Genomic DNA, 24904 nt, shown 5'->3' with positions numbered 1-24904 from the left:
CCGGGGTAGCGGCCGAGGCATGGACTTCAGCGTGGTGGCCGTGGCACGGGAGGACGACAGTCCGGTCGAGGAGCCGCTCAGGGTGGCGGCGGTCGCCGACCGGCTCGGGTACCGGGAGGTGTGGGCCGGCGAGGGGCCGACCTGGGACGCGTTCGTGCTCGCCACGGCGATCGGGCGGGACACCGAGCGGGTCGCGCTGACCGCGGGGCCGGTGCCGGTGAACGTGCGCGACCCGTACACCTCGGCCCGGGGCGCCGCCTCGGTCGCCGCTCTCGTCGGCCGCCCGGTCGGGGTCGCGCTGGGCACGTCCAGCAAGCGGGTGGTCGAGGGCGTGCACCACCGGCACCGGGCGCGGCCCGCCGCGGTACTGGAGGAGCACGCGGCAGCGGTACGACGGTTTCTGCACGCCTCTCCGGGCGGACCGGTCGTGCCCGGCAGCCCCTTCCGTCGACGCCTGCCACCGCCCGGCGGTCCGCTCACCGTGGCCGCGTTCGGGCCCCGCGCGATCGCCACCGCCGCCGCGCACGCCGACCGCATGCTGCTGGACGTGGTCTCGCCCGAGCAGGTGCGGGCGTTGCGCGCGGAGCTGGACGCGGCGGCGGAGAAAGCGGGGCGTACGGCGCCCACGCTCGCCGCCTGGCTGCCCGCGGCCGTCGACCCGGAGCCGGAATCCCTCGCGCAGGTGCTGTCCGGTATCGCCGGATACCTGACCGTGCCGGGCTACCGCGAGGTCTTCACCGCGGCCGGGTTCGGGGACGCGGTGGAACTCGCCGCGAGCGGGGCCGACCGGGAGACGCTGGTGCGGGCCCTGCCCGCCGAGGCCGCGGGCACGGTCGGGCTGGTGGGCGGCCTGGACGCCGTACGGGGGCGGATCGACGCCTATGCCGAGGCCGGGCTCGACGAGATCGCCCTGGTGCCGGCCACCGCGGGCGACCCGGGTGGCGAAGGTACGCTGGAGGCGCTCAGGCCGGTCTGATGTTGTGGTTGAAGCGGAAGACGTTGTCCGGGTCGTACCGGTGCTTCAGCGCGGCCAGCCGTCCGGCGTTCTCCGCGCCCACTCCGGCCGTGACCCGCGCGGCGCCCTCGTCGCCGATGAAGTTGAGGTAGACCGCGCCCGTGCTCCACGGCCGCGCCGCGGCACACGCGTCCCGGACCCACTGGACGCACTGTCCGTCCTGCGCCGGGTCCTCCCACATCGCGAACGGATGCACCGCCCACGGCGAGTCCCGGTAGGGCACCGGATACTCGTGCGGACCGGCGGCGATGGCCCCGCCCAGCGGGAACAGCACCTGCATGGAGGCGGTCGGCACGGGCACGGACTGCCCCTGGTCGCAGAACACGCCCAGGAAGTCGTCGGGCGCGCCCGTCAGATACTCCGCCGACCAGTAGTTCCGCATCCCCGGCGGGTCGTCGAGCATGCACTGGACATCGGCGTACGGCATCGCCCCGACGACCGCCGCCTCGTGCGGCAGGGCCAGCAGCGGCTCCGCCAGCTTGAGCATCTCGTCCTCGGGACCGGCGTAGGTGAGCAGCGCGGCGCACAGCAGCGTGCCGACCAGATGCGGCGGTACGAACTCCTCGGGCGGACCGGTGAGATAGATCGTGCCGCCGCTCGCCTCGTCCGGGCCGACGGCGATCAGCTCGCGGTAGGTGCGCACGACCTCGGGACCGAACTCGGGGAGGTAGAGCACCAACGCGATGGAGAAGTCGGGCAGTTCGTGGAGCTTGAGGGTGAGCGCGGTGGCGATGCCGAAGTTGCCGCCGCCGCCGTGCAGCCCCCAGAACAGCTCGGTGTTCTCGTCGGCGCTCGCGTGCACCCGCTCGCCGTCCGCGGTGACCAGGTCGGCGCCGAGCAGGTTGTCGACGGCGAGCCCGCACCAGCGGTCCAGCCAGCCGGAGCCACCGCCGAGGACGAAGCCGCCGACCCCGGTGGTGGAGACCCGGCCGCCGGTCGTGGCGAGGCCGTGCGGCTGGCAGGCGCGGTCCAGGTCGCTCATCGTGGCACCGCCCGCGACCCGTACCGCCTCGGAGGCCGGATCGACGGTGACCGTCCGCAGGTGACGGAGGTCGACGACCAGGCCGCCGTCGTTGAGCGCCATGCCCGCGACGCTGTGCCCGCCGCCGCGCACCGCGATGGGCATGTCCAGGTCTCTTCCGAAGCGCACGGCCCGTACGACGTCGTCCTCGTTCACGCACTGCGCGATGACCGCGGGCCGCCGGTCGATCATCGAGTTGAAGACGGTCCGGGCCTCGTCGTAGCCCGGATCACCCGGGGCGAACACGTCGCCGACCAGATCCTCGCGCAGCGCGGCGAGGGCCGCGCCCGCCTTTGATGGGGAGGCCATGAGGCGCCCCCTTTCGTGCAGGGGCTGTTCCTCCCAGCCTAGGCGGGCCCGCCGTCCCGGTCCTGTTCAGACGGCGGGCGTCACCGCTCCGTAAGACTCAGCCGCCGTACGCCCCCGACGCGGTCAGCCTCAGGGCCGTGTCGATGAGGGGGACGTGGCTGAAGGCCTGGGGGAAGTTGCCGACCTGGCGCTTGAGGCGCGGGTCCCACTCCTCGGCGAGGAGGCCGAGGTCGTTGCGCAGGGCCAGCAGCTTCTCGAAGAGCTTGCGGGCCTCGTCCACCCGGCCGATCATCGCGAGGTCGTCCGCCATCCAGAACGAGCAGGCCAGGAAGGCCCCTTCGTCGCCGGGGAGGCCGTCGACGTTCTCGTCGCCGCTGGAGGTCGGGTAGCGCAGGATGAAGCCGTCCGGGGTGGACAGCTCGCGCTGGATGGCCTCGATGGTGCCGATCACGCGCTTGTCGTCCGGCGGCAGGAAGCCCATCTGCGGGATCAGCAGCAGGGAGGCGTCCAGCTCCTTCGAGCCGTACGACTGCGTGAAGGTGTTGCGCTCCTTGTCGTAGCCCTTCTCGCAGACGTCCCGGTGGATGTCGTCGCGCAGTTCGCGCCACTCCTCCAGCGGGCCGTCCGCGTCCCCGGACTCGATCAGCTTGATGGTCCGGTCCACGGCGACCCAGGCCATCACCTTGGAGTGCACGAAGTGGCGGCGCGGGCCGCGCACCTCCCAGATGCCCTCGTCCGGCTCGTTCCAGTGGTCCTCCAGGTAGCGGATGAGCTTGAGCTGGAGGATCGAGGCGTAGTCGTTGCGAGCGAGGCCGGTCATGTGGCCGAGGTGCAGGGCCTCGGTGACCTCGCCGTACACGTCCAGCTGGAGCTGGTGGGCTGCGCCGTTGCCGACCCGGACCGGGGCGGAGTTCTCGTAGCCGGGCAGCCAGTCCAGCTCGGCCTCGCCCAGCTCGCGCTCGCCCGCGATGCCGTACATGATCTGCAGGTTCTCCGGGTCGCCGGCGACGGCCCGCAGCAGCCACTCGCGCCAGGCGCGGGCCTCCTCGCGGTAGCCGGTGCGCAGCAGCGAGGAGAGGGTGATGGCCGCGTCGCGCAGCCAGGTGTAGCGGTAGTCCCAGTTGCGGACGCCGCCGATGTCCTCGGGCAGCGAGGTCGTGGGGGCGGCGACGATGCCGCCGGTGGGGGCGTACGTCAGCGCCTTGAGGGTGATCAGCGAGCGGATCACCGCCTCGCGGTACGGGCCGTGGTAAGTACAGTGCTCGACCCACTCGCGCCAGAACTCCTCGGTCGCCTCCAGCGACTGCTCCGGCTCCGGCAGCGGCGGCGGCTGCTTGTGCGAGGGCTCCCACGAGATAGTGAAGGCGATCCGGTCACCGGGGGCGACCGTGAAGTCGGAGTACGTCGTCAGGGACTTGCCGTAGGTCTCGCAGTCCGTGTCGAACCACACCGAGTCCGGGCCCGCCACGGCGACCGTGCGGCCCTCGTGCTTGTGGACCCAGGGCACGACACGGCCGTAGGAGAAGCGCATGCGCAGGGCCGAGCGCATCGGGACGCGGCCCGAGACACCCTCGACGATGCGGATCAGCTGGGGGGCGCCGTCGCGAGGGGGCATGAAATCCGTCACCCGGACCGTGCCGCGCGGGGTGTCCCACTCGGACTCCAGGATCAGGGAGTCGCCGCGGTAGGTGCGCCGGGCGGCCGTCGGGGGCTCGGCGTCGGACGCGTGTGCGGGGCCGAGCCGCCAGAATCCGTGTTCCTCGGTGCCGAGCAGACCGGCGAAGATGGCATGCGAGTCGAAGCGGGGCAGGCACAGCCAGTCCACTGTGCCGTCCCGGCAGACCAGGGCAGCGGTCTGCATGTCTCCGATGAGTGCGTAGTCTTCGATGCGCCCGGCCACGTGCAACTCCAGTCGAACGGCCACGTCACCCCCTGAATGGGAAAAGGGGGCTGTCGCTAGTGCGGTCAAGGGTTCGTTGTCATGCGTCGTTGAGCGATGAAGCAAAGCAGCCGCCCCAGCCGTGAGGCAAAACGGCGATCTCTGCTCAACGAACTGACGAGCTCTCGTTGTTCCGGTGGGTGCGGGCGGGGGTGTGCCGCGTCTCCGGCCGGGCTCGGCAGCGAGTGTCCGAGCAGGATACGACGCACGTAGATGATCTGCGTGCCGCTCCGGACAACGCGGGTGGGCCGAACGGGTGAGCAACAGGTGAGAACCAGGTGTGCTCGTGTGTGCGCGTGTCGATGTCCGTGTCGGCGCGTGCGCGGAGCGTGGCCGGAAGCCATCTCCTCGTCGCGCTGATACCCTGGTAGCCCGTGGACCGGTGGGCACGCGACCCCCGAACCGCACCTCAAGATCGCGACCACGGGAGCCCCCTCTTGGCCATGCCGACGTCTGTTTTTCGAAACAGCACAGCCACGACGACCAAGCACATCTTCGTCACCGGGGGTGTCGCCTCCTCGCTCGGCAAGGGCCTGACGGCCTCCAGCCTCGGCATGCTGCTCAAGGCGCGCGGTCTGCGCGTCGTGATGCAGAAGCTCGACCCGTACCTCAACGTCGACCCGGGCACGATGAACCCCTTCCAGCACGGTGAGGTGTTCGTCACCAACGACGGCGCCGAGACCGACCTGGACATCGGCCACTACGAGCGCTTCCTCGACCGTGACCTGGACGGCAGCGCCAACGTCACCACCGGCCAGGTGTACAACACGGTGATCGCCAAGGAGCGGCGCGGCGAGTACCTCGGTGACACCGTGCAGGTCATCCCGCACATCACCAACGAGATCAAGCACCGCATCCGGCGCATGGCGACCGACGAGGTCGACGTCGTGATCACCGAGGTCGGCGGCACGGTCGGCGACATCGAGTCCCTGCCGTTCCTGGAGACGGTCCGCCAGGTCCGGCACGAGGTCGGCCGTGACAACGTCTTCGTCGTCCACATTTCCCTCCTGCCGTACATCGGACCGTCGGGTGAGCTGAAGACGAAGCCGACCCAGCACTCGGTTGCGGCCCTGCGCAACATCGGTATTCAGCCGGACGCGATCGTCCTGCGCTGCGACCGCGAGGTCCCGACCGCCATCAAGCGCAAGATCTCGCTGATGTGCGACGTCGACGAGGCCGCGGTCGTCGCCTGCCCCGACGCGCGTTCGATCTACGACATCCCGAAGACCGTGCACGGCGAGGGCCTGGACGCCTATGTCGTCCGCAAGCTGGACCTGCCGTTCCGGGACGTGGACTGGACGACCTGGGACGACCTGCTCGACCGCGTCCACAACCCCGACCACGAGATCACCCTAGCCCTGGTCGGCAAGTACATCGACCTGCCCGACGCGTATCTGTCGGTCACCGAGGCGCTGCGCGCCGGTGGCTTCGCCAACAAGGCCCGCGTGAAGATCAAGTGGGTCACCTCCGACGACTGCAAGACCCCGGCCGGGGCCGCCGCGCAGCTCGCCGACGTGGACGGCATCTGTATCCCCGGCGGCTTCGGCGACCGCGGTGTGCTCGGCAAGGTCGGCGCGATCAAGTACGCCCGCGAGAACAAGATCCCGCTGCTCGGGCTCTGCCTGGGCCTGCAGTGCATCGTGATCGAGGCCGCGCGGAACCTCGCCGACATCCCCGACGCCAACTCCACGGAGTTCGACGCGGCCACCGGCCACCCGGTCATCTCCACCATGGCCGAGCAGCTCGACATCGTCGCCGGTGAGGGCGACATGGGCGGCACCATGCGGCTCGGCATGTACCCGGCGAAGCTCGCCGAGGGCTCCATCGTGCGGGAGGTGTACGACGGCAAGGAGTACGTCGAGGAGCGGCACCGGCACCGCTACGAGGTGAACAACGCCTACCGCGCGGAGCTGGAGAAGAAGGCGGGCATCCTGTTTTCCGGGACTTCTCCCGACGGCAAGCTCGTCGAGTACGTCGAGTACCCGCGCGAGACGCACCCTTATCTCGTCGCGACCCAGGCCCACCCCGAGCTGCGCTCGCGTCCGACCAGGCCGCACCCGCTGTTCGCGGGCCTGGTGAAGGCGGCGGTCGAGCGGAAGACGTCTGAGTAGCACGACAGTTGTACGGTGGCCGGGGCGAACGCATTCAAAGGGCGGGCGCCCCGGTTTCTTTTGTGCACGTGGGAAGGACAGCGCATGACCATCGAGGACACGCCTCAGGAGTGGGAGATCCGGGCGACGGAGACGCCGTTCGTGGGCAACAAGACGTCCGTGCGGACGGACGAGGTGGTCATGCCGGACGGGTCCGTGGTGCGCCGGGACTACCAGGTCCACCCGGGGTCCGTGGCCGTTCTCGCGCTCGACGACGAGGACCGGGTGCTGCTCATCAAGCAGTACCGGCATCCCGTACGGCAGAAGCTGTGGGAGATCCCGGCGGGGCTGCTGGACGTGCCGGGGGAGAACCCGCTGCACGCGGCCCAGCGGGAGCTGTACGAGGAGGCGCACGTCAAGGCGGAGGACTGGCGGGTGCTGACGGATGTCTACACGACGCCGGGTGGGTGTGACGAGGCGATCCGGATCTTCCTGGCGCGGGGGCTTTCCGAGGCGGAGGAGGAGCGGTTCGAGGTGGAGGACGAGGAGGCGGACATGGAGCATGCGCGTGTGCCGGTCGCTTCGCTGGTCCAAGGGGTGCTTGCGGGGGCGTTGCACAACAACTGCCTGGTGGTGGGGGTTCTTTCCCTGGTGGCTGCACGGAATGGTGAAGGGCTGGATGCGTTGCGGGCGGCTGATGCGGAGTGGCCTGCGCGGCCGTTCGAGGCGTGACGGGTTTGCCGGGTGCGCCGTTGTGGCTTCGGTGCGCTGCGGGGTGACGGTCCGCTGTGGCTTGTCGCGCAGTTCCCCGCGCCCCTAAAGGCGTCCGCCGTGGCCGCTTGTTCTTATGATCCGTTGATCCGATCGAGGGAACACTTGAGGGTGCCGCCGCGTGCTCTGCCAGGGGCGTTGCAGAGAGTGAACTAGGCTCTGAAAAGCCCGTCCCGGAGTCGCCGGCGGGCTTTGCGCGTGCGGTGGACGGGAGTGTGGCCCGTGACGGATCAGGTGGTGGACGCAGGCGGCTTGCGGGTGGCCGGTGAAGGGCAATTCCTGGGGCGGACGCGGGAGTTGAAGGAGCTGCTCGCCGACATCGAGCGCACCGGACTGGACACCCTCGCCGGGAAGAAGGCGCCCCGCGCGCGCGTGCTGCTCATCGCCGGACGGCCCGGTTCCGGGCGTACCGCGCTCGCCGAGGAACTCGTACGGCAGGTTGCGGAGCGTTACGGCGACGGCGTGCTGCGGGTCCGGCTGAGCGAGCCCGACGGCAGCCCCGTACCCGTCGCGTGCGCGGCTCGTGAACTGCTCGGCGCGCTCGATGCGCCGGCGCCCGCCGGGGCCGCCGAGGACGACCTCACGGCGGAGTTGCGCGAGGCGCTCGCCGGGCGCAGGGCACTGCTGCTCCTCGACGACGCCGTGTCCGCGGAACAGGTGGACGCCCTGCTTCCGGATGCCCCGGAGTGCCTGGTCGTGGCCGTTTCCGAGGGGCCGCTCACCGGGATCTCGGACGTCCGCCCCTGCACGCTCGGCGGGCTCGACACCAAGTCCGCCGTGGAACTGCTGTCGCGGCACACCGGCTCCGTCCGGATCACCGTCGACCCGCGGGCCGCCGAAGGACTCGTCGAGGAGTGCCAGGGACAGCCCGCCGCGCTGATGCTGGCCGGCGGCTGGCTCGCCGCCCGGCCCAAGGCGGCCGTGGCCGACCTCGCCAAGCAGCTGCACACGGAGGGTGACGAAGGGGCCCCGCTCGGCCGGGTCTTCCGGCTCGCCTACGCCTCCCTGCCCGCCCCGGCCGCCCGGATACTGCGACTGCTCTCCCTCGCCCCGGCCGGCCTGGTCGACCCGCACACCGCCTCCGCGCTCGCCGGCTGCTCGGTGAGCGGCGCCCGCGCCACCCTCGACGACTTCGTCGCCCTCGGCCTGCTGCACGCCGTCGAGTCCCCGTTGCCGCAGTACGAGGTCCCCGGCTGCCTCCACCCCCTGCTCAAGGGCCTCGCCGAGACCCAGGACCGCCCGGCCGAGCTGCAGCTGGCGCGCGCCCGGATGCTGGAGCGGACGGTCCGGTTGCTCCAGTCCTGCCGGGCCATCACCGAGACCGACAACCCCGAGGCCCGCGAGAAGCTCCAGGGCATGCCCCGCTCGCTGCGCTTCCCCAGCCCCCGGGCCGCCGAGGACTGGCTGCGGGTGCGCCGGCCCGCCCTGCTCGCCGCCGCCCGTCTCGCCGTCGCCGACGGGGAGCTGGACACCCTCGCCCGGCGCCTGATGTCCCAGCTGGTGCGCACGATGGTCGCCCACTTCGGCACCCAGGCCGCCGCACCCGACCTGTACGGCATCCACGGCCTGGTCCTCGACGTGGCCGAGCGGCGCGAGCTGCCCCGCGAGAAGGCCGCCGCCCTGCTGAACCTCGCCGACCTGGACGCCCGGACCGGCCGTACGCACGCGGCGCTGGTGCGCTACCGGGAGGCGCTGGACGCCGGACGCGAGGCGAACGACCCGTATGCGACCGGCCGCGCGATGGAATCCGTAGGCGGCGCGCATCTGGAGCTCGGGGACTACGACCGGGCCGCCGACTGGTACGGCCGGGCCCTGGTCCAGAGGCTGGCGCGGGGAGAGCGGGCGGATGCCGCGCGGCTGTACGGCCGTATCGCCGCCGCGCACACCTACGCGGGCCGCTACGGCGAGGCCCTCAGGAACTGGCGGGCCGCGGTCGCCGGGTACCGCAGGAACGACGATGTCGCCGCCCACGCACGGGCGTTGAGCGAGCTGGCCCGGGTCCAGGAGTACGCGGGACGGCCCGAGGAATCGCTGCGCACCTGCCAGGAGGCCGTGGAGTGGGCGCGGCGCGCGGAGGACGTCCGGCTCCAGGCCGCGCTCCAGATGCGGCTCGCGGACACCCTGGAGCGGCTCGGTGATCCGGCCGCGGCCCAGCTGCACCGCGGCGCCGCCGAGCGGCTCCTGGGGGAGGAGGTTTCCGAGGGGGAACCGGAGCCGAAGCGGGTCGACCTCATGAAACACGACCCTGATGCCTGCGAAATCCGCAGTACACCCGCTGAAGATTGATGCAATGAAAGGCTAGACAGCGGGAACACCTTCATTAGACTGGCTCTGCCGCACCTTCTCCTGCGGTGTCTCCTGGTGTGCTCATGCATGCCTGGGTATGTGTTGTATTGCCCCATATCCACTGAGCCAAGGACCGTGATCCACGTGAAGGTCGGCATCCCCCGCGAGGTCAAGAACAACGAGTTCCGGGTGGCCATCACCCCCGCCGGTGTGCACGAGCTGGTGCGCCACGGCCACCAGGTCGTCATCGAGCGGGGCGCCGGCCTCGGCTCCTCCATCCCGGACGAGGAGTACGTCGCGGAAGGTGCCCTGATCCTGGACACCGCCGACGAGGTGTGGGCCACCGCCGACCTGCTGCTGAAGGTCAAGGAGCCGATCGCCGAGGAGTACCACCGCCTCCGCAAGGACCAGACGCTCTTCACGTACCTGCACCTGGCCGCGTCCAAGGAGTGCACCGACGCGCTCATCGAGTCCGGCACCACCGCGATCGCCTACGAGACCGTCGAACTGCCGTCCCGCGCGCTGCCGCTGCTCGCCCCGATGTCCGAGGTCGCGGGCCGGCTCGCCCCGCAGGTCGGCGCCTACCACCTGATGCGCTCGGTGGGCGGCCGCGGTGTCCTGCCCGGCGGTGTGCCCGGCACCCAGCCCGCGCGGGCCGTCGTCATCGGCGGCGGTGTCTCCGGCTGGAACGCCACCCAGATCGCCGTCGGCATGGGCTTCCATGTCACGCTGCTGGACCGGGACATCAACAAGCTCCGGGAGGCCGACAAGGTCTTCGGCACCAAGGTCCGGGCGATCATGTCCAACGCCTTCGAGCTGGAGAAGGCCGTCCTCGACGCCGACCTCGTCATCGGCGCCGTGCTCATCCCGGGCGCCAAGGCGCCGAAGCTGGTCACCAACGAACTCGTGGCCCGGATGAAGCCCGGAAGTGTCCTTGTCGACATCGCCATCGACCAGGGCGGCTGCTTCGAGGACTCCCGTCCGACCACCCACGCCGAGCCGACCTTCCAGGTGCACGACTCGGTCTTCTACTGCGTCGCCAACATGCCCGGCGCGGTGCCCAACACCTCCACCTACGCGCTCACCAACGCGACCCTGCCCTACATCGTCGAACTCGCCGACCACGGCTGGGCCGAGGCGCTGCGCCGCGATCCCGCGCTGGCCAAGGGCCTCAACACCCATGACGGCAAGGTGACTTACCGCGAGGTCGCCGAGGCGCACGGCCTTGAGCACGTGGACCTCGCGACCCTGCTGGATTAAGTCACCTTTTCGTAAAGGCGATACGTCAACAAGGCGCGTCAACGACGCACATGCGGCCGGACCTTGCCCCACAAGGTCCGGCCGCATGTGTGTATGGTCACTTTGCGACTCTCGGTCAACTCGCGTCGAACGTAAACCTTGTACCGATTCGTACACCGGCGAAACCTGCCGTGCGACCGCCGTACGCCCTTGACAGAGGGATGTTTCATTGCCGACACATCCTGCCGGGTCCGGCGGATTGTGTTGCTGTGAACACCCGACACGCCATAGAGTCGCCAACCGTCGGCATGGTGCCACGCTGACCTTGTCTAGAAGTTTCCTGGTCACCAAGGAGGTAAGACGACTTGTGAATGAGTCGACATTTTCTCCCGGGGGTGGTCAACCAGGAATGCCGGTACGGGGCCAGGGTCCCGCGGGATTCGAGGCTGTCGGCTCCGTCGCGGTGCGCACCTTCGCAGCCCACCAGAGTCCGCCGACCACGCGGACAGCACACCAGAGCATGGATGGCCATCACGTGAACGCCATGGCCGGCGACGGAAGTGGCGCGCCCCACAACCACTTCGCCGACTACGACGAACTGCCCGACGGGCACTTCTACGACCCCGACGCCGAGTACGAACCCGATCCGGAGTACGCGGCCACGCTCGCGCCCGACGCTGCCCGCCAGCGCCGTGAGCGGGTCGGCCCGACCGGGCGGCCGCTGCCGTACTTCCCGATCCCGGGTCCGCTGACCGACCACGGTCCCGCGAAGATCATCGCGATGTGCAACCAGAAGGGCGGCGTGGGCAAGACGACGTCGACCATCAACCTGGGTGCCGCGCTCGCGGAGTACGGCCGGCGCGTGCTGCTCGTGGACTTCGACCCGCAGGGCGCGCTGTCGGTGGGTCTCGGTGTCAACCCGATGGAGCTCGACCTCACCGTCTACAACCTGCTCATGGAGCGGGGCATGGCGGCCGACGAGGTGCTCCTGAAGACGGCGGTCCCGAACATGGACCTGCTGCCCAGCAACATCGACCTGTCCGCCGCCGAGGTCCAGCTGGTCTCCGAGGTCGCGCGCGAGTCGACGCTGCAGCGGGCCCTGAAGCCGCTCATGGCCGACTACGACTACATCGTGATCGACTGTCAGCCCTCGCTGGGCCTGCTCACGGTGAACGCGCTGACGGCCGCGCACAAGGTGATAGTGCCTCTGGAGTGCGAGTTCTTCGCGCTGCGCGGTGTCGCCCTGCTGACGGAGACCATCGAGAAGGTCCAGGAGCGGCTCAACCCCGAGCTGGAGCTCGACGGGATCCTCGCCACCATGTACGACTCGCGCACCGTGCACAGCCGTGAGGTGCTCGCGCGGGTCGTCGAGGCGTTCGACGACCACGTCTACCACACGGTCATCGGGCGCACGGTCCGCTTCCCGGAGACCACGGTCGCCGGTGAGCCGATCACCACGTACGCCTCCAACTCCGTCGGTGCCGCCGCCTATCGCCAGCTCGCCAGGGAGGTGCTCGCCCGGTGTCACGCCGAGTGAGTCTGCCGGGGGCCGACGAACTGTTCCGTACGACAGGGGGGATGGCGCTCCAGGCGTCCACTCCCCGGCGGGGCCCGGGCGGCGAGGCCCGGGTGCCGGCTCCCGCGGGGGAGTCCGACGGGGCCGCGGCGGGGTCCGAGGACGCACCGCCGTCCGTGCCCGCGCAGGGTGGTGACGGCGAGGGCGCGGAACACGTCGCGGCCGACGCCGAACCGGCGGACGCGGGGGAGTCCCGTAGCCGGGCCGCCACCGCGGAGCGCTCCGGGCGGCGTCAGGAGGCGCAGGAAGGTTCTGCCCAGGCCGCCGACGCGGCGCAGCCGCGGGGCAAGCGGGGGCGTGCGGCGAACCGGCGGCCCAGCGGGCGCGAGCGGCACGACGAGAAGATCACCGTGTACGTGTCCGCCGAGGAACTCATGGACCTGGAGCACGCGCGCCTGGTGCTTCGTGGTGAGCACGGACTCGCTGTGGACCGCGGGCGGATCGTGCGCGAGGCGGTCGCCGTGGTGCTGGCGGATCTGGAGTCCCGTGGGGACGCGAGCATTCTCGTACGACGGCTGCGTGGGCGGTAAGCGGTAGCCTGCGAGGGTTATGACCTCGAACGACGTTTCTTCCGGTGCCGGTTCCGGCGGGCGGCGACGTGCGCTGGGGCGGGGGCCGGGGGCGGAATCAGCGCTCGCGTCGGCTCCTGAAGCCGAGGAGGCGCAAGCCGAGGTCGTCGTACCGGAGGCAGCTGTACCGGAAGTCGACGTACCGGGCGAAACCCCCGACGGTGTCTTCAAGGTCCGGCTCGCCAACTTCGAGGGGCCCTTCGATCTGCTCCTCCAGCTGATCTCCAAGCACAAGCTGGACGTCACCGAGGTCGCGCTCTCCAAGGTCACCGACGAGTTCATGGCGCACATCCGGGCCATGGGGCCGGACTGGGACCTGGACGAGACGACGGAGTTCCTCGTCGTCGCCGCGACCCTGCTGGACCTCAAGGCGGCCCGGCTGTTGCCCGCCGCCGAGGTGGAGGACGAGGCCGACCTCGCGCTGCTGGAGGCCCGTGACCTGCTGTTCGCGCGGCTATTGCAGTATCGCGCGTACAAACAGATCGCCGACATCTTCAACGGCCGCCTCGACGAGGAGGCCCGCCGCTACCCCCGTACCGTCGGACTCGAACCGCACCACGCCGACCTGCTCCCCGACGTCGTCATCAGCATCGGCGCCGAGGGGTTCGCGAAGCTCGCCGTGAAGGCGATGCAGCCCAAGCCCAAGCCGCAGGTGTACGTCGACCACATCCACGCGCCCCTGGTGAGCGTCCAGGAACAGGCCGGGATCGTGGTCGCGCGGCTCAAGGAGCTCGGCGAGGTCAGCTTCCGGGTGCTGGTGGAGGACGCCGACGGCACCCTGACGGTCGTGGCGCGCTTCCTCGCGCTGCTGGAGCTGTACCGGGAGAAGGCCGTCGCGCTGGACCAGGAGACCGCCCTGGGGGAGCTGCTCGTGCGGTGGACCGGCGGTGCGGACGACGCCGAGCCTATGGTGACCGACGAATTCGACCGACCGCCCGAGCCGCCCAAGGAGGACAAGGCGTGAGCGAGGACACCACCGAGGAGGCCACCGAGCACACGGCCGAGGCCCCGGCGGGGCTGTCCGCTGTCGCCGAGCTGGACCTCAAGCCGGCCCTGGAGGCCGTCCTCATGGTCGTGGACGAGCCCGCGACCGAGGAGCACCTGGCGAAGATCCTGGAGCGGCCCAAGCGGCAGATCACCAGGGCGCTCCGGGAGCTGGCCGGGGAGTACGCCGCCCAGGGGCGCGGCTTCGAGCTGCGGCACGTCGCCAATGGCTGGCGGTTCTACACCCGGGCCGCCTACGCCCCGGCCGTCGAGCGGTTCGTCCTGGACGGGCAGCAGGCCCGGCTCACCCAGGCGGCCCTGGAGACCCTCGCCGTGGTCGCCTACCGCCAGCCGGTCAGCCGCAGCCGGGTCTCCGCGGTGCGCGGGGTGAACTGCGACGGTGTGATGCGCACCCTGCTCCAGCGTGGCCTGGTCGCGGAGGCGGGCACGGAACCCGAAACAGGTGCGATCCTGTATGTGACGACGAACTACTTCCTGGAGCGGATGGGCCTGCGCGGCCTGGACGAGCTCCCGGAACTCGCGCCCTTCCTCCCGGAGGCGGAGGCGATCGAGGCCGAGACCCAGGAAGGCGTACCGTCGTTCGATCCGGACGCTCCGGATCCCGACGACACAGACGACGACTAGACGGAAACTTGATGCGAAGCAGCAGCGGCAGGAACAGCAGCGGAAACAACGGCGGGAGCCGTGGTGGCAACAGCGGCGGCCGCGGCGGAAGCGGTGGTGGTCGCGGCGGGAGCAGCGGCGGTCGCGGTAACCACCGCGGCGCCGGCAACGACCGCGACGACAGGCAGGGCGGCCGGCCGAAGAAGCCCCGCCCCGAGGAGCGGCGCTACGATGTGGGCCCCGGCGCCTCCCCGGACGGCCCGAAGGCCGGGCGCGGCGGCGCGGCCCGCGGCGGCGCCAAGGGCGGCCCGAAGCGGCCCCAGCAGAGCGGCGGCCGTACGGCGCCCTCCCGGTCCCGTGAGTACGAGACCAGGGCCGAGGAGCGCAACCGGGAGCGGTACGCCGACAAGAAGGACGTGAAGCTCCCCAAGACGTTCCCCGGCGCCGAGCAGGAGGGCGAGCGGCTCCAGAAGATCCTCGCGCGCGCGGGCTACGGCTCCCGGCGGGCCTGCGAGGAGCTGATCGAGCAGGCGCGCGTCGAGGTCAACGGCGAGATCGTCCTGGAGCAGGGCAAGCGGGTCGACCCGGAGAAGGACGAGGTCAGGGTCGACGGCCTCACCGTCGCGACGCAGTCGTACCAGTTCTTCTCGCTGAACAAGCCCGCCGGTGTCGTCTCGACGATGGAGGACACCGAGGGCCGGCAGTGCCTCGGCGACTACGTGACCAACCGGGAGACCCGGCTCTTCCACGTCGGCCGGCTCGACACCGAGACCGAGGGCGTCATCCTGCTCACCAACCACGGCGAGCTGGCCCACCGGCTGACCCACCCCAAGTACGGCGTGAAGAAGGTCTACCTCGCGCACATCGTGGGCCCGATCCCGCGCGACCTGGGCAAGCAGCTCAAGGACGGCATCCAGCTGGAGGACGGGTACGCGCGCGCGGACCACTTCCGGGTCGTCGAGCAGACCGGCAAGAACTACCTCGTCGAGGTCACCCTCCACGAGGGCCGCAAGCACATCGTGCGCCGCATGCTCGCCGAGGCCGGCTTCCCGGTCGACAAGCTGGTGCGGGTCGCCTTCGGGCCGATCACCCTGGGCGACCAGAAGTCGGGCTGGCTGCGGCGGCTGTCCAACACCGAGGTCGGCATGCTGATGAAGGAAGTCGACCTGTAGGACTTGCTTCTACGCGGCCGTACGGCTGTGTGGCTTCGGCCGGTTCCGGATTCTTCCGGGGCCGGCCGATGCGTTTGCGGCCCCGCGCCGGTCTGCATCCGTGACGGACCGGGCTCGGAGCGGGGAGGTGCTCGTATGGACGCGGGAGAGCTGCTGGAGCGGTCGCTGGCCTACGCGTTGGGCAGCGTGGCGGGGATCGGGCGGGAGAGTCTCGGCAGGGGCACGCCCTGCGCCGAGTGGGACCTCGGGAAGCTGCTCGGGCATCTCGACGACTCGTTGGACGCGCTGTACGAGGGGCTGACCGGCGGACGGATCGAGCTGTACCCGCGTGCCGACCGGGCCTGCGACTTCCGCACGCGCGCGTGCGCGGTGCTCGGGGCGTGGACGGCCGGGCCCCGCGAGCGGGTGCTGGTCGGCGAACGGCCGCTGGAGGCGCCGGTGACGGCCGCCGTCGGTGCCGTCGAGATCGCCGTGCACGGCTGGGACGTGGCGCGGGCCCGCGGACAGGCGCGGCCGATCCCAGAGGGCCTCGCGGGGGAACTGCTGTCCGTCGCGCGGTGCGTGGTGGGGGAGGAGGACCGGGGGGTGCGGTTCGCCGCGCCCGTCGCGGTGGCGCCGGGCGCGGGGGCAGGAGTGCGGCTGCTGGGCTTCCTCGGGCGCGAATCCTTCACCCGCTAGGGGGTTGCCGGAACATCACCACCCTCTTTATAGTCGTAACGACTATTAGTCATGCTGACCATTAAGTGCCGGCTGTCAAGGGGGTGGCGCGCATGACCTACGACAAGTACGCCCACGAACCCTTCGCGGTCACCGTCGATCTCGCCGTACTCACCGTCACGGAGGGCGCGCTGCACGTCCTGCTCGTCGAGCGCGGGCACGAACCGTACGCCGGGCACTGGGCGCTGCCCGGGGGGTTCCTCCACCCCGACGAGTCGGCGGAGACCGCGGCCCGCCGCGAACTCGCCGAGGAGACCGGGCTGGCGGACGTCTCGGGGCTCCATCTGGAGCAGCTGCGGACCTACAGCGAACCCGGCCGCGACCCCAGGATGCGGGTCGTCTCCGTCGCCTTCGCCGCGCTGCTGCCCGATCCGCCAGAGCCGAGCGGCGGCGGCGACGCGGCCGAGGCCCGCTGGGTGCCGTACGAGAAGACGGGACCGCTCGCCTTCGACCACGACCGCATCCTGGCCGACGCCCATGAGCGCGTCGGCGCCAAGCTCGAGTACACCTGCCTCGCCACCGCCTTCTGCCCGCGCGAGTTCACCCTCGGCGAGCTCCAGCAGGTCTACGAGACCGTCTGGGGCGTCTCGCTCGACCGGCCCAACTTCCGCCGCAAGGTGCTCGCCACGCCCGGTTTCGTCGAGCAGATCCCCGGGGTCGCGCGCCTGACCGGCGGCCGGGGCAAGCCTGCCGCGCTGTACCGCGCGGGCACCGCCACGACGCTCTCCCCGCCCCTCCTGCGACCGTCCCCGGAAGGACCTCCATGACCACGATCGTGCGCAAGCACGCCGCCACCGGCGCGCTCATCGGGCTCGCCCTCGGGGACGCGCTCGGCTTTCCGACGGAGTTCAACGACGTGCCGTCGATCCTCGCCAAGAGCGGGCCGTGGCGGCAGATGGGGCTGTGGACTCCGGCCGTGGTCAGCGACGACACGCAGATGACGCTGGCGGTGGGGCGCGCTCTGCGGACGGCGACGGACCGGGGGCTGCTTGCACCCAAGCGCCTGGAGCGGCCTCTGCGTGAGGAGTTCGTGGACTGGTACCAGTCGCCGGAGAACAACCGGGCGCCGGGCAACACCTGCCTGCGGGCCTGCTACCTGCTCAAGGACGAGAACCTCCCCTGGCAGGACGCCAGCCAGATCGGCTCCAAGGGCTGCGGCGCCAACATGCGGGTCGCGCCCGTCGGGCTCGTCCCAGGCCTGAGCGCGGAACAGCGGGCCGGTGCGGCCCAGTTGCAGGCCGCGCTCACCCACGGGCACCCGACGGGGCTCGCGGCCTCCGACCTCACCGCGTATGCCGTACGGCTGCTCGCGGACGGGGCCGAGCCGGCGTCCCTGGTGACGATGTTGCGGTCGTACGCCGTGGCGAACCGGGGCCGTTACCACGAGCGGTGGCTCGGGGACCTGTGGACCCGCGGTCAGGACCCCACGTCCGGGCGGTTCATCGCGCGCGGCTGGGACGAGTGCATCGCCGTTCTCGACCGGCTGGAGGCCGCCCTGCGGACCGTCTCGCCCGAGGACGACCCCTGTCTGGCCACCGGCGGCGGCTGGATCGCCGAAGAGGCCCTGGCGACCGGCCTGTTGTGCTTCCTGCTCTTCCCCGAGGAGCCGCTGACCGCGCTGCGGCGGGCCGCGTGCAGCTCCGGCGACTCGGACTCCATCGCCTGTCTGACGGGCGCCTTCGCGGGCGCCCATCTGGGGGCCGACGCGTGGCCCAGAGAGTGGGCCGACCGCATCGAGTACGGCAGCGAGCTGGTGACGCTCGGGGCCCTCTGGGACTCCTAGGCCAGCTCGATCGAGTCGCCCTTCACGGTGATCTGCTGTTCCGGCAGGGGCTTGTTCGCGGGCGGGTTGGCCACCGAGCCGTCCGCGATCTTGAACTTGCTGCCGTGGCAGGGGCAGTTGATGGTGCCGCCGGACACGCTGGACACCTGGCAGCCCTGGTGGGTGCAGGTGCTGGAGTAGGCCTTGAACTCACCCTCCTTCGGCTGGGTGACGACGACCTTCTCGTCCTTGAAGATCTTGCCGCCGCCGACCGGGATCTCGCTGGTCTTCGCCAGTTCGGTGCCGGCCGAGGCCTCCACCGAGCTGGAGCCGGAGTCGCTGTCGCCGCCGTACTCGCTGCAGCCGACGGTGAGCGTGGCCGCGCCCGTCGCGAGGAGGATGGTGCGTCGCGCCGGGATCTGCGTCATGTCGTCACTCCGAAGGTGCGGAAGAACCAGAGGGCTGAGGTCAGCCAGAGGATCGTGAGGGCGGTGAAGACCAGACCGCCGACGATCGGCAGCAGCCAGCCAGGGAGGCGCTCCCAGCGGAGCAGCAGCATCTTGGCACTGAAGATGCCGAAGAAGAAGCAGCCGAAGAGGGAGTGCCACAGAACGCGTGATTCGTACGACTGGTAGCCCAGCGCGTACAGGCAGTGCACCGCGACCGGCACCGCGAGCAGGAACGCCACCCGGCCGGACCAGCGGTGCAGGGTCGAGGACCAGCTCGGGCCCGGGAGCCTGCCGTAGAGCATGAGGGCGGAGACCAGCTGGACGAGGGCGAAGAAGAAGGCGCCCGTGGCGAGCCAGGACTTCACCGCGCCGGTGCTGCTGAAGCCGGCGATGTTGAAGGCCGTGCCCGCCGGGTCGTGGATCTTGCCGTAGGCGCCGAGGGCGACCGCGACGGCGGCCGCGACCAGCGCGGGGACGAGATAGCGGGCCGGGTGGGTGCGCCGCTCGGGTTCGCGAGCGGGCCAGCTCTGCGTGGCCGCGTTCGGGTCGACGGTCATGATCGGCTCCCTCGGGCTAGGGCCTGTCCGGCGGATCAGGCCGGCTGCAAGGAACGGTGCTGGTGGGTGCAGGTGAGCGGGGTTGGGTGCGTCTGGCTGCAAGGCGGAGGAGGGAGTCGACGCGATGGGGGCCCCTCCCGCGCGAGGTTGTTCGAGCGTGGGGGAGTCGGCGAGTGACGACAACGCGGCAGACGGGCGTGCCCAACCCCGCGACGCCGGCCTGATCCGCCGGACAGGCCCTGGGGTCAGGGGGTTACCGGGCGGGCCGTGAGGTGGTGGCCGTCGACCGTCAGCGCGCCGGTCTCCGGGTTGATCTCGGGTGCCGGCGAGGGCTTGCCGTTTCGTTTGAGGACGCCGACCTGGAGGCCGTCCGGCAGGACGATCCAGCCGCCCTCGATGCGCGCGCCGGCCACCTGGCTGTTCGCCCGGTACAGACCCGACGGCTTCTTCGCCTTGGCGATGGTGAAGGGGTAGCTGCCGCTGGAGACGGTGGCCTTGCCGCTGATCTGCTTCGTGCCCTTGAGCGTGCCGGTCAGGCTCGTGCCGCCCTTGCCGGTGAGCTTCATGCTGCCGTCGGCGCGGACGTCGCCCTGGAGCCAGGCCTCGACGTTGTGCCCGTCGCAGACGTAGGCGATCGCCTTGTCGTCGCGGACCGTGATCGCGACGGCGGAGGAGTCGTCGTCGGTCCGGCCGGTGTAGACGCCCTCGGGCACGGCGGTCCCTGACGGGGACGGGCTGGGCGGCTGCGTCGTCGCCGTGGGCGTGGCAGCCGGCGGTGACGCCTTGGTGCCGGGCGAGGCGGCGCTCGGCGAGGGCTGCACGGTCGATGCCGTGGTCTCCTCACCCGTCGTCGCGTTGAGCGACAGCATGACCAGGCCGACCAGCAGACCCGCGAGCAGTGTGAGCAGCGGTCCGGAGCGCTTCATATAAGGGGCCTCCCCCGAGGCGAGTTTCCTGCCATGAGAGCGGACGGGTGGCTCCGAGTCCAGAGGCGCACGGGCGTGTTTCACCCCAAGTAGCGGAACTGGGACATTCGGGTGACATTGGCATGGCCCGACTTCAGGACAGGCCCGGTGTCTCACGGGGCGGGCGGCGCGCACCCGCCCCGCAGGGGCTGACTAGGCTGGATGGACAAGAGCCGATCCGTACATCAGCAAGGAGCAACGCCGTGGCGGTACGAGCGGTCCGGGGCGCCGTCCAACTCGACCAGGACGAGGCCGGACACATGGACGAGCAGGTCGGGGCGCTGCTCACCGCCATCATGGAGCGGAACGAACTGACCGCGGACGACCTGATCAGCATCTGGTTCACGGCAACGCCCGACCTGCACAGCGACTTCCCGGCGGCCGCGGCCCGCAAGCTCGGCATCGTCGACGTACCGCTGATCTGCGCCCAGGAACTCGACATCGAGGGCGCCATGCCCCGGGTCGTCCGGGTCCTCGCGCACATAGAGTCCGAGCGGCCCCGCGCCGACATCGCGCACGTCTACCTCGGTGCCGCCGCCGCGCTGCGCAAGGACATCGCGCAGTGAGGACCGCACTCGTCGTCGGCACCGGCCTCATCGGCACGTCCGCCGCGCTGGCCCTGACCCAGCGGGGCGTCACCGTGCACCTCGCCGACCACGACCCCGAGCAGGCCCGGACCGCGGCCGCGCTCGGCGCCGGGACCGACGAGGCGCCCGAGGGGCCCGTCGACCTCGCGATCGTCGCCGCGCCGCCCGCCCATGTCGCCGCAGTGCTCGCCGACGCCATGCGCCGGGGCGCGGCCCGCGGCTACATCGACGTGGCCAGCGTCAAGGGCGGGCCGCGCCGGGAGCTGGAGGCGCTCGGGCTCGACCTCGCCTCCTACATCGGTACGCACCCGATGTCCGGCCGCGAGAAGTCCGGGCCGCTGGCGGCCACCGGGGACCTCTTCGAGGGGCGGCCCTGGGTGCTGACGCCGACCAGGGACACCGACACCGAGGTGCTCAACCTCGCCCTGGAGCTGGTCTCGCACTGCCGTGCCGTGCCCGTCGTGATGGACGCCGACGCCCACGACCGGGCCGTCGCGCTCGTCTCCCACATGCCCCACCTGGTGTCCAGCATGGTCGCCGCGCGCCTGGAGCACGCCGAGGAGGCCGCCGTACGACTGTGCGGGCAGGGGATCCGGGACGTGACGCGGATCGCCGCCTCCGACCCCGGGATGTGGATCGACATCCTGTCCGCGAACCCCGGCCCGGTGGCCGATCTGCTGACCGATGTCGCCGGGGATCTGGAGGAGACCGTGCGGGCGCTGCGGGCGCTCCAGTCCGCCGACGAGGCCAAGCGGGGTGAGGGCGCGTCCGGGATCGAGAGCGTGCTGCGGCGCGGGAACGCGGGGCAGGTCCGGGTGCCGGGCAAGCACGGGTCCGCGCCGCGGGTGTACGAGGTCGTGGCCGTGCTCATCGACGACCAGCCGGGACAGCTGGCCCGCATCTTCGCCGACGCGGGACGGGCCGGGGTCAACATCGAGGACGTACGCATCGAGCACGCGACCGGGCAGCAGGCCGGTCTGGTGCAGCTGATGGTCGAGCCGCAGGCCGCGCCCGTCCTGTCGGCGTCGCTGCGGGAGCGGGGCTGGGCGATCCGGCAGTAGGCCCGACCGCGGCCCCCCGCGGCTGTAAAGGGCCCTCCGGCGAGCCAGTAACCTTGTGCGGGGCACCTTCGCGCCCCCGCCTCGCTCATCCTCGCGCACCCGAAAGGTGTCCCCCCGTGGAAAACGGCGCCGCCCAGCCCGTGATCGTCGCCATCGACGGTCCCTCCGGCACCGGCAAGTCCAGCACGTCGAAGGCCGTGGCCGCGCAGCTGGGCCTCAGCTACCTCGACACCGGGGCCCAGTACCGGGCGATCACCTGGTGGATGGTGAACAACGGGATCGACATCGAGGACCCCACCGCGATCGCCGCCGTGGCCGGGAAGGCGGAGATCGTCTCCGGCACCGACCCCGAGAACCCGACGATCACGGTCGACGGGACCGACGTGGCCGGGCCGATCCGCACCCAGGAGGTCACCGCCAAGGTCAGCGCGGTGAGCGCGGTGCCGGAGGTGCGGGCCCGGATCACCGAGCTGCAGCGGTCGCTGGCCGCCTCCGCGGAGCACGGCATCGTCGTCGAGGGCCGGGACATCGGTACGACCGTGCTGCCCGACGCCGACCTCAAGATCTTCCTCACCGCCTCCGCGGAGGCGCGTGCCGCCCGTCGCAGCGGTGAGCTCCAGGGCGCCGACGTCAACGCCACCCGGGAGGCCCTGGTCAAGCGGGACGCGGCCGACTCCAGCCGCAAGACCTCCCCGCTCGCCAAGGCGGACGACGCCGTCGAGGTGGACACCACCGCGCTGACCCTCGCTCAGGTCATCGAGTGCGTCGTGACCCTCGTCGAGGAGAAGCGGGCCGGGAAGTGAGCGACCTGGAACTGCCCACCGCGCGCGGCGCCGAGGTCGGCCGGCGGATCGGCGTGGGGCTGATGTACGGGCTGTGGCGGCCGCGGGTGCTGGGGGCGTGGAAGGTGCCCACCAGCGGTCCGGTGATCTTCGCGCCCAACCACTCGCACAACCTCGACGGGCCGATGGTCATCGGCGTGGCGCCGCGGGCCTCGCACTTCCTCGTGAAGAAGGAGGCGTTCATCGGCCCGGTCGGCTCGTTCATGGTCCACACCGGCCAGATAGCCGTCGACCGCGCGTCCACCGACCGTACGGCCATCGCCCGCGCGCTCGGGGTGCTGGAGCGGGGCGGGGTCCTCGGGATCTTCCCGGAGGGCACCCGGGGCGAGGGCGACTTCGCCTCCCTGCGCGCCGGTCTCGCCTACTTCGCGGTCCGCAGCGGCGCCCCGATCGTCCCGGTCGCCGTCCTGGGAAGTTCCGAGCGGGCCGGCCGGTTGATAAAGGGGCTGCCCCCGCTGCGCTCCCGCATCGACGTCGTCTTCGGCGACCCCTTCGAGGCGGGCGACGGCTCCGGGCGGCGCACCCGCAAGGTCCTCGACGAGGCCACCGAGCGCATCCAGAAGCAGCTCAGCACCCACCTGGAAAACGCCAGGCGCCTCACCGGGCGCTAGGGCCTGTCCGGCGGACCGGGCCGGCTGCGAGGTACGGTACTTCGCGGCTCACCCGTGCGGGTTCTGGTGCGGCAGATGTGCGTGCCAGGGCCCGCGACGCCGGCCCGAGCCGCCGGACAGGCCCTGGGCGACACTGAGTAGTGGATCAAACCGGACACACACCGGTGGGGTTCACCGACCACCACGATGAACGAGGTACGCACTTCATGAACGACCACATCCCCTCCGAGGGCTCTTCCGCAGAGCACGACCACGGAGCGCTCGGCGATGCCGAGTACGCGGAGTTCATGGAGCTCGCCGCCGTGGAGGGCTTCGACCTCGAGGACGTCGAGGGGGCCATCGAGGAGGCCGGTCACGGGCCGCTGCCCGTGCTCGCCGTCGTCGGCCGCCCGAATGTCGGCAAGTCGACGCTCGTCAACCGCATCATCGGCCGCCGCGAGGCCGTCGTAGAGGACAAGCCCGGTGTCACCCGCGACCGGGTGACCTACGAGGCCGAGTGGGCCGGGCGCCGCTTCAAGGTCGTCGACACCGGCGGCTGGGAGCAGGACGTCCTCGGCATCGACGCCTCCGTCGCCGCACAGGCCGAGTACGCCATCGAGGCCTCCGACGCCGTCGTGTTCGTCGTCGACGCCAAGGTCGGCGCCACCGACACCGACGAGGCGGTCGTACGACTGCTGCGCAAGGCCGGGAAGCCGGTCGTCCTGTGCGCCAACAAGGTCGACGGGCCCAGCGGGGAGGCCGACGCGGCGTACCTCTGGTCCCTCGGTCTCGGCGAGCCGCACCCCGTCTCCGCGCTGCACGGCCGCGGCACCGGCGACATGCTGGACGCCGTTCTGGAGGTCCTGCCGGACGCCCCCGAGCAGACCTTCGGCGGGGCCGGCATCGGCGGCCCGCGCCGGATCGCCCTCATCGGGCGCCCGAACGTCGGCAAGTCCTCGCTGCTGAACAAGGTCGCGGGCGAGGAGCGCGTCGTCGTCAACGAACTCGCGGGCACCACCCGCGACCCGGTCGACGAGCTGATCGAACTCGGCGGCGTCACCTGGAAGTTCGTCGACACCGCCGGCATCCGCAAGCGGGTCCACCTCCAGCAGGGCGCCGACTACTACGCCTCGCTGCGCACCGCGGCCGCCGTCGAGAAGGCCGAGGTCGCGGTCATCCTGATCGACGGCTCCGAGTCCATCTCGGTCCAGGACCAGCGGATCGTCACCATGGCCGTCGAGGCGGGCCGCGCGATCGTCGTCGCGTACAACAAGTGGGACACCCTCGACGAGGAGCGCCGCTACTACCTGGAGCGCGAGATCGAGACCGAGCTCGCCCAGGTGGCGTGGGCGCCGCGGGTCAACGTCTCGGCGCGCACCGGACGGCACATGGAGAAGCTGGTCCCGGCGATCGAGACGGCGCTGGCGGGCTGGGAGACGCGCGTGCCCACCGGCCGGCTGAACGCCTTCCTCGGTGAGCTGGTCGCCGCCCACCCGCACCCGATCCGGGGCGGCAAGCAGCCGCGCATCCTCTTCGGCACCCAGGCCGGCACCAAGCCGCCGCGGTTCGTGCTCTTCGCCTCCGGCTTCATCGAGGCGGGCTACCGGCGCTTCATCGAGCGCCGGCTGCGCGAGGAGTTCGGCTTCGAGGGCACCCCGATCCACATCTCGGTGCGGGTGCGCGAGAAGCGCGGCGCGAAGAAGAAGTAGCGCACGAGCACATCGATGTCGTGACGGGGGCCGTCCGGGAAGGTGTTGACGGCGACGACGAACGGCACCC

Annotated in this window: 23 protein-coding genes; 18 read left to right on the top strand and 5 right to left on the bottom strand. The window is 71.2% G+C overall.

All coding sequences use genetic code 11. The features are described 5' to 3' along the window. The first annotated feature begins 19 nt into the window (after window positions 1-19). The gene (locus ABZ896_RS32125; RefSeq protein WP_360936758.1) at window positions 20-976 is read left to right on the top strand and encodes an LLM class F420-dependent oxidoreductase; all 957 of its coding nucleotides are present in this window, start codon (window positions 20-22) and stop codon (window positions 974-976) included. Here ABZ896_RS32125 and ABZ896_RS32120 read toward each other — a convergent pair. Together ABZ896_RS32120 and ABZ896_RS32115 are read right to left on the bottom strand one after the other, a co-directional pair. Beyond that, window positions 963-2345, bottom strand: coding sequence for an FAD-binding oxidoreductase (locus ABZ896_RS32120; protein ID WP_360936756.1), 1383 nt, complete (start codon window positions 2343-2345; stop codon window positions 963-965). The genes ABZ896_RS32125 and ABZ896_RS32120 overlap by 14 nt on opposite strands. A gap of 97 nt (window positions 2346-2442) precedes the next feature. Beyond that, on the bottom strand, window positions 2443-4245 hold the full coding sequence (locus ABZ896_RS32115) for a glycoside hydrolase family 15 protein (protein ID WP_360936786.1): 1803 nt from the start codon (window positions 4243-4245) through the stop codon (window positions 2443-2445). A 482-nt stretch (window positions 4246-4727) separates the two neighbouring features. Here ABZ896_RS32115 and ABZ896_RS32110 point away from each other — a divergent pair, with 482 nt between their 5' ends. From ABZ896_RS32110 to ABZ896_RS32055, 12 genes are all read left to right on the top strand, one after another. Beyond that, a complete protein-coding gene (locus tag ABZ896_RS32110; protein WP_360936754.1) occupies window positions 4728-6395 on the top strand; it encodes a CTP synthase in 1668 nt (555 codons plus the stop codon). 84 nt (window positions 6396-6479) lie between these two features. Next, window positions 6480-7106: an NUDIX hydrolase gene (locus ABZ896_RS32105; protein WP_360936752.1), complete on the top strand. Its 627-nt coding sequence runs from the start codon at window positions 6480-6482 to the stop codon at window positions 7104-7106. A gap of 261 nt (window positions 7107-7367) precedes the next feature. Continuing rightward, window positions 7368-9431: a tetratricopeptide repeat protein gene (locus ABZ896_RS32100; protein WP_360936750.1), complete on the top strand. Its 2064-nt coding sequence runs from the start codon at window positions 7368-7370 to the stop codon at window positions 9429-9431. 144 nt (window positions 9432-9575) lie between these two features. Beyond that, window positions 9576-10691 carry an alanine dehydrogenase gene (gene ald / locus ABZ896_RS32095; RefSeq protein ID WP_360936784.1) on the top strand — a complete coding sequence of 372 codons (1116 nt, stop codon included), beginning with the start codon at window positions 9576-9578 and terminating at the stop codon, window positions 10689-10691. Window positions 10692-11079: 388 nt separating this feature from the next. Next, window positions 11080-12207, top strand: coding sequence for a ParA family protein (locus ABZ896_RS32090; RefSeq protein WP_360936748.1), 1128 nt, complete (start codon window positions 11080-11082; stop codon window positions 12205-12207). Next, window positions 12192-12776 carry a hypothetical protein gene (locus tag ABZ896_RS32085; RefSeq protein WP_360936747.1) on the top strand — a complete coding sequence of 195 codons (585 nt, stop codon included), beginning with the start codon at window positions 12192-12194 and terminating at the stop codon, window positions 12774-12776. Before ABZ896_RS32090 ends, ABZ896_RS32085 begins: the two co-directional genes overlap by 16 nt. A gap of 19 nt (window positions 12777-12795) precedes the next feature. Beyond that, window positions 12796-13779: a segregation/condensation protein A gene (locus ABZ896_RS32080; protein WP_360936745.1), complete on the top strand. Its 984-nt coding sequence runs from the start codon at window positions 12796-12798 to the stop codon at window positions 13777-13779. Then, on the top strand, window positions 13776-14444 hold the full coding sequence (scpB, locus tag ABZ896_RS32075; RefSeq protein WP_360936743.1) for an SMC-Scp complex subunit ScpB: 669 nt from the start codon (window positions 13776-13778) through the stop codon (window positions 14442-14444). The genes ABZ896_RS32080 and scpB overlap by 4 nt, the downstream gene beginning before the upstream one ends. 11 nt (window positions 14445-14455) lie before the next feature. After that, window positions 14456-15595, top strand: a complete 1140-nt coding sequence (locus ABZ896_RS32070; RefSeq protein ID WP_360936741.1) for a pseudouridine synthase — start codon at window positions 14456-14458, stop codon at window positions 15593-15595. A 135-nt stretch (window positions 15596-15730) separates the two neighbouring features. After that, window positions 15731-16273, top strand: coding sequence for a TIGR03086 family metal-binding protein (locus tag ABZ896_RS32065; RefSeq protein ID WP_360936739.1), 543 nt, complete (start codon window positions 15731-15733; stop codon window positions 16271-16273). 92 nt (window positions 16274-16365) lie between these two features. Continuing rightward, window positions 16366-17079 carry an NUDIX domain-containing protein gene (locus tag ABZ896_RS32060; RefSeq protein ID WP_360936737.1) on the top strand — a complete coding sequence of 238 codons (714 nt, stop codon included), beginning with the start codon at window positions 16366-16368 and terminating at the stop codon, window positions 17077-17079. After that, complete coding sequence (locus ABZ896_RS32055) at window positions 17076-18095, top strand: ADP-ribosylglycohydrolase family protein (protein WP_360936735.1); 1020 nt, start codon at window positions 17076-17078, stop codon at window positions 18093-18095. The genes ABZ896_RS32060 and ABZ896_RS32055 overlap by 4 nt, the downstream gene beginning before the upstream one ends. On the opposite strand, the gene ABZ896_RS32050 is transcribed toward ABZ896_RS32055, so the two are convergent. The 3 genes from ABZ896_RS32050 to ABZ896_RS32040 form a co-directional block, all read right to left on the bottom strand. After that, window positions 18092-18502 carry a Rieske (2Fe-2S) protein gene (locus ABZ896_RS32050; protein WP_360936733.1) on the bottom strand — a complete coding sequence of 137 codons (411 nt, stop codon included), beginning with the start codon at window positions 18500-18502 and terminating at the stop codon, window positions 18092-18094. The genes ABZ896_RS32055 and ABZ896_RS32050 overlap by 4 nt on opposite strands. Further along, entirely contained in the window at window positions 18499-19080 is a 582-nt protein-coding gene (locus ABZ896_RS32045) for a DUF6529 family protein (RefSeq protein WP_360936731.1), read from the bottom strand. The genes ABZ896_RS32050 and ABZ896_RS32045 overlap by 4 nt, the downstream gene beginning before the upstream one ends. Window positions 19081-19325: 245 nt before the next feature. Continuing rightward, a complete protein-coding gene (locus ABZ896_RS32040) occupies window positions 19326-20006 on the bottom strand; it encodes a hypothetical protein (protein WP_360936729.1) in 681 nt (226 codons plus the stop codon). 242 nt (window positions 20007-20248) lie between these two features. Here ABZ896_RS32040 and aroH point away from each other — a divergent pair, with 242 nt between their 5' ends. From aroH to der, 5 genes are all read left to right on the top strand, one after another. Beyond that, a complete protein-coding gene (gene aroH / locus ABZ896_RS32035; protein WP_360936727.1) occupies window positions 20249-20611 on the top strand; it encodes a chorismate mutase in 363 nt (120 codons plus the stop codon). After that, complete coding sequence (locus ABZ896_RS32030; protein ID WP_360936725.1) at window positions 20608-21693, top strand: prephenate dehydrogenase; 1086 nt, start codon at window positions 20608-20610, stop codon at window positions 21691-21693. The genes aroH and ABZ896_RS32030 overlap by 4 nt, the downstream gene beginning before the upstream one ends. Window positions 21694-21809: 116 nt before the next feature. After that, window positions 21810-22496 carry a (d)CMP kinase gene (gene cmk / locus ABZ896_RS32025; protein WP_360936723.1) on the top strand — a complete coding sequence of 229 codons (687 nt, stop codon included), beginning with the start codon at window positions 21810-21812 and terminating at the stop codon, window positions 22494-22496. A 62-nt stretch (window positions 22497-22558) separates the two neighbouring features. Beyond that, a complete protein-coding gene (locus ABZ896_RS32020; RefSeq protein WP_360936782.1) occupies window positions 22559-23146 on the top strand; it encodes a lysophospholipid acyltransferase family protein in 588 nt (195 codons plus the stop codon). 206 nt (window positions 23147-23352) lie between these two features. Beyond that, entirely contained in the window at window positions 23353-24834 is a 1482-nt protein-coding gene (gene der, locus ABZ896_RS32015; protein ID WP_360936721.1) for a ribosome biogenesis GTPase Der, read from the top strand. Window positions 24835-24904 lie beyond the last annotated feature (70 nt).

The sequence above is a fragment of the Streptomyces sp. NPDC047072 genome (assembly GCF_040643855.1).
Taxonomy (GTDB): Bacteria; Actinomycetota; Actinomycetes; order Streptomycetales; family Streptomycetaceae; genus Streptomyces.
This window is presented reverse-complemented; position numbering and strand designations above follow the sequence as displayed.

Excerpts from the sequence above, each read along its gene's own strand:
- ABZ896_RS32110 (WP_360936754.1), top strand. The coding sequence starts at position 4,728 with ATGCCGACGTCTGTTTTTCGAAACAGCACAGCCACGACGACCAAGCAC.
- ABZ896_RS32070 (WP_360936741.1), top strand. The coding sequence starts at position 14,456 with ATGCGAAGCAGCAGCGGCAGGAACAGCAGCGGAAACAACGGCGGGAGC.
- ABZ896_RS32090 (WP_360936748.1), top strand. The coding sequence starts at position 11,080 with ATGCCGGTACGGGGCCAGGGTCCCGCGGGATTCGAGGCTGTCGGCTCC.
- ABZ896_RS32060 (WP_360936737.1), top strand. The coding sequence starts at position 16,366 with ATGACCTACGACAAGTACGCCCACGAACCCTTCGCGGTCACCGTCGAT.
- ABZ896_RS32045 (WP_360936731.1), bottom strand. The coding sequence starts at position 19,080 with ATGACCGTCGACCCGAACGCGGCCACGCAGAGCTGGCCCGCTCGCGAA.
- ABZ896_RS32105 (WP_360936752.1), top strand. The coding sequence starts at position 6,480 with ATGACCATCGAGGACACGCCTCAGGAGTGGGAGATCCGGGCGACGGAG.
- ABZ896_RS32050 (WP_360936733.1), bottom strand. The coding sequence starts at position 18,502 with ATGACGCAGATCCCGGCGCGACGCACCATCCTCCTCGCGACGGGCGCG.
- ABZ896_RS32065 (WP_360936739.1), top strand. The coding sequence starts at position 15,731 with ATGGACGCGGGAGAGCTGCTGGAGCGGTCGCTGGCCTACGCGTTGGGC.
- ABZ896_RS32040 (WP_360936729.1), bottom strand. The coding sequence starts at position 20,006 with ATGAAGCGCTCCGGACCGCTGCTCACACTGCTCGCGGGTCTGCTGGTC.
- ABZ896_RS32080 (WP_360936745.1), top strand. The coding sequence starts at position 12,796 with ATGACCTCGAACGACGTTTCTTCCGGTGCCGGTTCCGGCGGGCGGCGA.
- der (WP_360936721.1), top strand. The coding sequence starts at position 23,353 with ATGAACGACCACATCCCCTCCGAGGGCTCTTCCGCAGAGCACGACCAC.
- ABZ896_RS32055 (WP_360936735.1), top strand. The coding sequence starts at position 17,076 with ATGACCACGATCGTGCGCAAGCACGCCGCCACCGGCGCGCTCATCGGG.
- ABZ896_RS32120 (WP_360936756.1), bottom strand. The coding sequence starts at position 2,345 with ATGGCCTCCCCATCAAAGGCGGGCGCGGCCCTCGCCGCGCTGCGCGAG.
- ABZ896_RS32125 (WP_360936758.1), top strand. The coding sequence starts at position 20 with ATGGACTTCAGCGTGGTGGCCGTGGCACGGGAGGACGACAGTCCGGTC.
- ABZ896_RS32020 (WP_360936782.1), top strand. The coding sequence starts at position 22,559 with ATGTACGGGCTGTGGCGGCCGCGGGTGCTGGGGGCGTGGAAGGTGCCC.